Raw genomic sequence first — 8,093 nt, 5'->3', positions numbered from 1 at the left:
TAGCTCAGCTGGGAGAGCGCTTGAATGGCATTCAAGAGGTCAGGGGTTCGATCCCCCTATTCTCCATAGTAGAAGAATGCCTGTCCTTGGTGTTGCAAGGACGGGCATTCTTTTTTTCGCTTAGAACGTAATCCTACTTCTCTTTATACACCATGCACCATAGCTTGAAAAATCTATCGTACAAGAGGGTATGATAAAATAGCGCTTGAAGGTTATTTTCGTGTGCTCATCCGGATTGCTACGAAGCAACCTCCATAACGGAAAAAGGAGAAATAACCGAGAAGGCATCGGGAAACCGATAGAACTTATAGATGACATGATGAGACGGACAGAACGAAGAGACGGAAAAGGAAATGAGGTTAGAATGCGGAAATGTATCGTGCGCCTTTCCTCCTCGGAGGAAAGAGAAGAAGTTACTATTGCCGAAGAGACAACCTTTGCGCAGTGTGCCGAACGAATGGAAGAGCGTTCGACGGGGCGTATTGTTTTGGCGCGCGTCAAGAATCATCTGTATGAACTCGCTCAGCCGATTCCGGAGGATGCGGAGGAAATCCACCTTATCGATACGACGGATACTGATGGGTATCGCGTATATATGCGCACGCTTTCTTTTGTTTTTTTGGAAGCCATGGATAGGCTTTTTCCAGATACGCATACCGTGATTGAGCATTCGATCTCAGGCGGTCTGTATTGTGTCTTGCGTCGTCAGGGGCGTGTGTTTATGCTGGATACGCAAAAACGAGAGCAGATAAAAGCACAAATGTGCGAAATCATTGATGCCGCTATTCCGATAGTGCGAGAAAACATGACCTATGAAGAGGCAAAGCAGCTCTTTCGTACACTGGGGCGAGCGGATAAGGTGGATCTTTATGCGCAGCAAACCGGAAAGCGTGTCGCCGTTTATCGCATGGGCAATGCGGTGGACTCTTTTTTTGGCTATATGGCACCATCCAGCGGATATGTATCTGTTTTTGATATTGAGCTTTTTGATCATGGTCTGGTACTTCTTGGCGTGGATCGATGGGACAAAAAGAAAGTGAATAATTTTATTCCGACGTATTTGCTTTCTGAAACGTATAACGAGGCAGAAGATTGGTCGGATCGGCAGGGCATTTATACGGTGGCGCAGCTCAACCGCAGTATTGCGCAAGGAACGATCGGTGACGTGTGCCGTATGAACGAAGCCTTGCAAGACCATAAAATCATGCACATTGCCGAAGATATTATTCTGCGTAATAAGCGAATCGTACTCATCGCCGCACCATCTTCCTCAGGTAAAACCAGTTTTGCCTATAAACTCATGACTTCCCTTCGTGTCTTGGGCAAGAGACCGGTGGCGATTTCTTTGGATGATTATTTCGTGAATCGAGAGGATACGCCGTTGGATGAACAGGGCGAGCCGGATTTTGAGGCTTTGGAAGCCCTTGACTTGCGAACGTTTAATGCTGACATGCGTGCGTTGTTGAGAGGGGAAGAAGTGGAACGTCTCCGCTTTGATTTTGTCTCCGGCAAGCGCGTGCATACGAACGAATATTATCGTCTGGGTGCCGAGGAGCCGATTTTGCTGGAAGGAATCCACGCACTTAATCCGAAACTCAGTGCAGAAGTGGACAATCGGTATAAATACCGCATTGCCTTAAGCGTCATTACCCAGATTAATTTGGATGCCCATAATCGCATTCCGACGACGGATCTGCGTTTGATGCGGCGTATGGCGCGCGATTTGCAGTTTCGTGGACGGGATGTGCGCGAGACCATCCGTACATGGCCGGATGTGCGCCGAGGTGAGAATCGCAATATTTTCCCGTATTCCGAATTAGCGGATGTGATGTTCAGTTCTTCGTTTGTCTACGAAATCGCAGCACTTAAGCCGATTTTGGAAAAACGCCTTCGGGAAATCGGGGAAGAGGAGCCGGAACGGATTGAAGCAGTACGGATTCTTTCTTTGCTACAGTATTTTTTGCCTATGACCGACACCTCCGATGTCGTCAATACTTCCATATTGCGTGAGTTTATCGGGGGAAGCAAACTGGTACGGTAATTGTTCAGGCATACAAGGAAACGACGAAAAACAGAGAAAAAAGGCAAACGAATAAATCGTCAAAAGGGCAATCTATGAAATATAAAAGACGAGCGGAAAGGGACAGTATGCAAGAAAATATAAAAAAGGAAACGGTACAAAATGCCAAAAATCATACACCGCGCATTTTGACAATGCAGGATATTTCCTGTGTGGGGCAATGCTCTTTGACGGTGGCTCTGCCGATTCTTTCCGCTTGCGGCATCGAAACGGCCGTCCTTCCGTCCGCCGTTCTTTCTACGCATACCGGCTTTTCTTCCTTTACCTTTCGCGACTTGACCGATGATATCGCGCCCATAATGGACAATTGGCAAAAGCAAGGGTTGGTCTTTGAGGCGCTCTATACAGGCTATCTTGGCAATATGCGTCAGGTGGAGCTGGTCAAGTCCTTGCAGAAAAAGGTTTTAACCGCAACCGCAAAAACGTTCATTGATCCGGCTATGGCGGATAATGGAAAGCTCTACGTGGGATTTGACCAGCGGTTTGTAGATGCCATGAAGTCCTTAATTGCGGTAAGCGACGTGTTGTTGCCAAACATTACCGAGGCGTGTCTATTGACGGATACACCGTATCGTGAAGAGGGAGATATCGCCTGGATGCACGATCTGGCCGAAAAACTCCTTTTACAGGGGGCAAAGAACGTGGTATTAACCGGCATCAACCAAGAAGAAGGAAAAACCGGTGTTCTCGTTGCCGGTGAAGCTGGGGAAGAAGTCTATACCCATCGTATGTTGCATCCGGGCTCACATGGTACGGGAGATATTTTTGCTTCGGTATTGGTTGGTGCCTGTATGCGTGGAAAGTCACTCGAAGAAGCCGCAAGAATCGCTGCAGATTTTACCGTCCTTGCCGTAGAAGAAACGCATAAGGATACCGCGCATTGGTATGGTGCGCGTTTTGAGCCTGTTCTGGAAAAGCTCATGCGTTTGCTTACAGTGTAATCGAAACTTATGCCTGTTGTTCCAAAACTTTACGCCATGTTTTCAAGGCACGTTCTTCTTGTGGAGAGAGGCGCGGATATTGCGGATTCATGCGTTCCAGCGTATCCCGTACAATTTGCGACACGACTAAACGGGAAAACCACTTATGATCTGCCGGAATGACATACCAGGGACAGCTGTCCGTCGACGTTTTCTGTAATGCTTTTTCATACAGTTTCTGGTATTCGTCCCAATGTTCGCGCTCGGCAATATCGCTTGCCGAGAATTTCCAGTTTTTATCTTTTTCTTCGATACGTGCCAATAGGCGCTGTCGCTGTTCTTCACGAGAAATATGCAAAAAGAATTTTACGATGTGATAACCTTGCTCGTGTAAATAGCGTTCCCAATCGCTGATTTGGCGATAGCGTTCTTTCCAGATGGACTTTTCCAGAATAGAATCGGGAAGCTGTTGGTTATCGACCAAATGATGCAGTTGCGCAACCACCACTTCTTCATAGTGCGAACGGTTAAAAATACCTATTTCGCCACGACGGGGAAGCGCGCGGTTGATGCGCCAGAGATAGTCGCGATCCAATTCTTCGCTGGAGGGTTGCTTAAACGACACCACATTTGTTCCCTGTGGGTTCAGTCCGCGCATGACGTGCTTAATGCAGCCGTCTTTTCCGGCAGCATCCATTGCTTGAAAAACAAGAATGAGAGCTTGTTTATTCTCGGCATACAGTTTTTGCTGCAGGGAAAACATAGCTTCTTGGTTGATTTTAAGCTTTTCCCGTCCTTCTTTTTTTGTCCAGTTCTGATGCTCTTTGGGGTCGAACTTGGATAGCGAAAAAGAGTCGCTTTGCACGAAATAACGGCTTGTGTCCAATTTTTGTTCTTTAGGCATGGTGATTTCCTTTCTTTTGTTCAACATCTTTTGGGAGCTTAAAATTCACTTCTTCACGAATACGAATCGCGTGTGACTTTTGTACGGCATAACGGCGTACCGACATGCCTATAAATGTGGTGATGAGAAAGGCAAGCGTATAAGAAGCGCCGTAACTTTGCGGATGCCCGATTAGTGCATCTATGCGCAGTCCTTCTTTCGCATGAAGAATATAGGAGGTGGCAACAAAGCAGGCAGCTAACATCGGAAGATACGCGACCAGATAGTTTTTGTAATGTGCATGAAGGTATACACTTGCCATAGCCAGAACGAATACCGCTACGACTTGACTTAAAAAGCCGTAATAACGCCAAAGGTACGAAAATCCGTACATATTCATCTTAGCCAGAACGAGCAAAAAGAGAGCGGGAAGAAATACACATACGGTCGTTACCCATCGCTTCCATGGTTGACGCTGGTTCACTTGAAAGGCTTCACTAAAAATCAACCGGATGGCGCGAAATACGGTATCACCCGTCGTAATGGGTAAAATGAACAGACACAGAAAGGCAAATAAATTGCCCCAGTTACCTAAAAATTCGCGCGAAATGGCGCTGACGAGGGACACCGGATCAAGGGCATTCGTCCATTCCGGATGACGTGTGAGAAAAATCATTGCTCCGCCTGCCCAACACAGGGAAAGAAAACCTTCTGCCAGCATGGTGCCGAAAAAGACGATCCGTCCATCGGCTTCCTTGCATACTGTGCGAGCAACGAGGGTACTCTGACTTGCGTGTAATCCCGAAAGAATCGCATGGGCAAGCGTAATGAAGAGGACGGGAAGGACAGGCGTGTTTCGTTGCGCAAGGCTTGCCGTGGTTTCGGTTATTTCGGGAAGAAGGCCGTTTCCATGGCGCAGAATGCCTATAAAAAGAGTGATGGTGGTTATGAAAAGTACCGTGCTGAACAGCGGATAAATCCGTCCAATAGTACGGTCAATGGGCAAAAGCGTGGTAACAATGAAGTAGACGAGCAATATGCCATAGAGCAGGATGTACATTCCTACATGGTGGGGAAACGCCGTTGGACGGGACAAACACAGGTAATCTCCGGTAGTATAGAGAAGAATCACTCCGGTAAAAAACAGCAGGATCATCAATAGAACAAGAAATACGCGAGCTACACCAAGACCGAGATATTTCTCTACGAGACGGGGCATTTGCATTCCACGGTTACGCATAGCGATCATGCCGGAGAGATAATTGTGTACGGATCCACCGAGGACATTCGCCAGTGGAATGAGTAAAAATGCGATCGGTCCAAAAAACGCCGCTTGAATGGAACCCAGAATAACGCCGGTTCCCGTGATGCTCAGCAAGGCAATGAGCGCGTTTTTCCAACACGGCATACCGGTAAAATCAATGCCATCCGCACGGGCGATTGCCGGCGTGATTCGACCATCCGGAGAAAAAAGACGCTCTATGTAAAAGGAATACCAAAGACCTCCCACCAACAGGATAAAGATTCCGCAAAGAAAGGTAATCATGCGCTTCCCTTTTCGTTTTCTTGCTGTTGTAACGTACGAGATAACTTCATAAGTGTTTGCAAAAACGTGCGGTAACTGTCTCGCAAAGACGCATCTGTCAACCATTGACAATGGGACACAAGCATTTCCTGTTCTCGTTTTTCGTCCCGAATGGCTTTTCCGGCAGCTTTTTTCCAAGATCCGATAGATAGAGAGACATGCATCCGCTCTTCAAATAGATGAGCCATTTGGCGATCAATAGCGTCAATCTGGCGGCGTAAATTATCCAATTCGTCCATAGAGGTCGGCGCAAGGGGAGCGTTTGGCGCTTTCCTATTCGTCTCCGCGGTATTTGTGTTTTCCGCCATGTCATCTCCTTTTTCTTTTTCCTGTTTTCGCTTATTATAGCATTGTTGTTCTAAAGACGACATTCTGGCATGAGGAGGAAGGAAGAGTAGATTATGGTGCAAAATAATAGTGTACGTCGAAACGGCTGGATTCTGTTCTCGTTCTTCCTGTTGTTGCTTTTCCATTTTGTTCCGCCCTTTCCCGGCATGTCCCAAAGTGGAATGACTGTCTTGGGGCTGTTTCTTGGCGTGCTGTTGCTATGGCTCTTTGTTGCCATGGACTGGCCCTCGTTGGTCTTGCTAGCCGGTTTAATAACTTTGCCGGAATTTTCAACGGCGGACGTCTTTGCGGTATCTTTCGGTAGTCCAACTGTACTGTTTTTACTTTTCACATTCGTTTTGACGAATACCCTTGCTGAAACGGGCGTTTTGCGCCGTATTGCGGTCGCATTTATCACTTGTCGTCCGGCACAGCGCGGTCCATGGCATTTTGTCACATTATATTTTGCCGGAATCCTTTTTCTTGGCTGTTTTCTATCGCCTACGGTTCTGTTTTTTCTCTATCTTCCTATTTTGGAAGAGATGTATGCTCTTGTCGGCTGTAAAAAAGGGGATCCTGCTGCTGCCATGCTCATGATGGGAACGGTCCTCATGACGGGTATCTCCTCCGGAATGACACCGATTGCGCATGTGTTTCCGCTCATTGCTATGAGTGCTTATGAAGCGTATGCCGGGGTGGCAGTAAACATAGTTCATTACCTTCTTCTTGCCATTCCCGTGGGTCTGTTCACCGCTTTCGGAGTACTATTGGTCTTTCGCTTTCTTTTGCGTCCGAATATGGATGCGTTTCGTCGGGATCGTACAGAACATTTACGAAATCGTTTCGTTCAGGAGATGCTTTCCGATTCTTGTTCTGCAGAGAGAGATAACTCTGAAGCGGATCGTTTCCACAAGACGGCGCTATCGGTCGAAAAGCATCGTGAGCGCATCGTGGTTGGCGTGTTTTTGCTGGTTTTATTTCTCTGGATCGCGCCGGATCTTCTCGTCCGTATTTTGCCTTTTGAAGGGATACAATCGCTTTTCACCGTTCTTCACAAGCTTGGCACGGCTTTTCCGCCGCTTGTCGGCTGTATCCTGCTGTCCCTTTTTTCTATCGATGGAAAGCCCTTGCTTTCGTTAGGAACAGCCTTTCGTGAAGGCGTTGCCTGGCCGGCCATTCTCATGTGTGCCGGTACCGGCGCATTGGGGTGGGCACTGACGCAACCTGCAATTGGATGGAGCGAATGGCTTTCTGCGCATTTGTCTCCATTAGCGGCGGCGTTTTCTCCGATGTTGATCTTTTTTTTCTTTGCCCTGTGGGCATCGTTGCAAACCAACATTTCGTCCAATATGGTGACGGCAACCGTCGTCAGTTCGGCGGCAATCGGTGCGTTGCCCAACCTTTCCGGCGTTTCCGGCGAACTGCTTTTGTCGTTAATCGGTATGCTTAGCGCTTACGCTTTTGCCACGCCGCCTGCCATGCCATGTGTTGCCATAGCCGGTTCAAGTGGGTGGACTACGGCACGACAGATGATGCGCTATGGCGTTTTGGCAATGATTATCGGTGCCTTTTTTGCGAGCATTTGGGCGTTTTGCTTGAATTTTGTTCTTTTCGTCTAAGAAAGAGCAAAAAACCTTGACAAATGATTTATCGTCGCGTATAGTATCCACAACTTCATACGAAACCAGCAGAAGAGAAGAGTACTTTTGGAATAAGCGTTACAGAGAAGCCCGGTAGCTGAGAAGGGTGCGTGGAAGTCAAGAGGAACATGGCCTCGGATGGGACAATTCGATCTTAGGGTTGTACGGGCACTCCCGTTATAGAGTTAGAGCATGATTGTGCTTGAAGGTGCGCATCGTGGGATGCGAAGTAAGGTGGTACCGCGGAGATGTTTTCGTCCTTTGTCGTTGACAAGGGGCGTTTTTTTATTTTCAAAAAAAGAATAGCGATACCGGCTCAAAACAGAAAGGAGGAAGGAATGATTCGCGTAGAACATGTCAGTAAAGAATTTTCCGGCGATAACGGTGTCCTGCACGCTGTTCGCGATGTTTCCTTTGAGGTGAAAGAAGGCGAGATATTCGGCATCATCGGGTTAAGCGGCGCAGGAAAATCAACACTGGTGCGCTTATTAAATCGCTTGGAGGAACCAACCACCGGACGAATCACCATTGATGATGTGGAGGTTACCAATCTCAATGCGAAAGATCTTCTTGCGGCACGAAAAGAAATCGGCATGATTTTTCAGTCGTTTAATCTTTTCCGGCAGAAGAGCATACGAAAGAACATCGCCTATCCTAT

At 47.5% G+C, this 8,093-nt stretch carries 7 protein-coding genes, 1 tRNA gene and 1 other annotated feature; of the genes, 5 read left to right on the top strand and 3 right to left on the bottom strand.

Annotated features, from left to right (window positions below; all coding sequences use genetic code 11):
• The first annotated feature begins 1 nt into the window (after position 1).
• From RDL68_RS05525 to RDL68_RS05515, 3 genes are all read left to right on the top strand, one after another.
• A tRNA-Ala gene (locus RDL68_RS05525) sits at positions 2-66 on the top strand.
• A 298-nt stretch (positions 67-364) separates the two neighbouring features.
• Positions 365-2,041: a nucleoside kinase gene (locus RDL68_RS05520; protein WP_308540684.1), complete on the top strand. Its 1,677-nt coding sequence runs from the start codon at positions 365-367 to the stop codon at positions 2,039-2,041.
• A gap of 74 nt (positions 2,042-2,115) precedes the next feature.
• Positions 2,116-3,021, top strand: a complete 906-nt coding sequence (locus RDL68_RS05515; protein ID WP_308540683.1) for a pyridoxamine kinase — start codon at positions 2,116-2,118, stop codon at positions 3,019-3,021.
• A gap of 7 nt (positions 3,022-3,028) precedes the next feature.
• Here RDL68_RS05515 and RDL68_RS05510 read toward each other — a convergent pair whose 3' ends face one another.
• Genes RDL68_RS05510 through RDL68_RS05500 form a run of 3 tightly spaced genes read right to left on the bottom strand, consistent with a single transcriptional unit; the run spans position 3,029 to position 5,776 of the window.
• Positions 3,029-3,904, bottom strand: coding sequence for a polyphosphate kinase 2 family protein (locus RDL68_RS05510; RefSeq protein ID WP_308540682.1), 876 nt, complete (start codon positions 3,902-3,904; stop codon positions 3,029-3,031).
• Positions 3,897-5,429, bottom strand: coding sequence for a carbon starvation CstA family protein (locus tag RDL68_RS05505; protein WP_308540681.1), 1,533 nt, complete (start codon positions 5,427-5,429; stop codon positions 3,897-3,899). Before RDL68_RS05505 ends, RDL68_RS05510 begins: the two co-directional genes overlap by 8 nt.
• A complete protein-coding gene (locus RDL68_RS05500; protein WP_308540680.1) occupies positions 5,426-5,776 on the bottom strand; it encodes a chorismate mutase in 351 nt (116 codons plus the stop codon). Before RDL68_RS05500 ends, RDL68_RS05505 begins: the two co-directional genes overlap by 4 nt.
• A gap of 93 nt (positions 5,777-5,869) precedes the next feature.
• On the opposite strand from RDL68_RS05500, the gene RDL68_RS05495 reads away from it, so the two are divergent.
• The gene (locus tag RDL68_RS05495) at positions 5,870-7,414 is read left to right on the top strand and encodes an SLC13 family permease (protein WP_308540679.1); all 1,545 of its coding nucleotides are present in this window, start codon (positions 5,870-5,872) and stop codon (positions 7,412-7,414) included.
• Between the two features lie 60 nt (positions 7,415-7,474).
• Positions 7,475-7,700, top strand: a binding site (T-box leader).
• A gap of 73 nt (positions 7,701-7,773) precedes the next feature.
• Positions 7,774-8,093 (top strand): ATP-binding cassette domain-containing protein (locus RDL68_RS05490; RefSeq protein ID WP_308540678.1); only part of this gene is annotated, 320 nt, incomplete at its 3' end.

It is taken from the genome of uncultured Murdochiella sp. (assembly GCF_902488755.1).
Taxonomy (GTDB): domain Bacteria; phylum Bacillota; class Clostridia; order Tissierellales; family Peptoniphilaceae; genus Murdochiella.
This window is presented reverse-complemented; position numbering and strand designations above follow the sequence as displayed.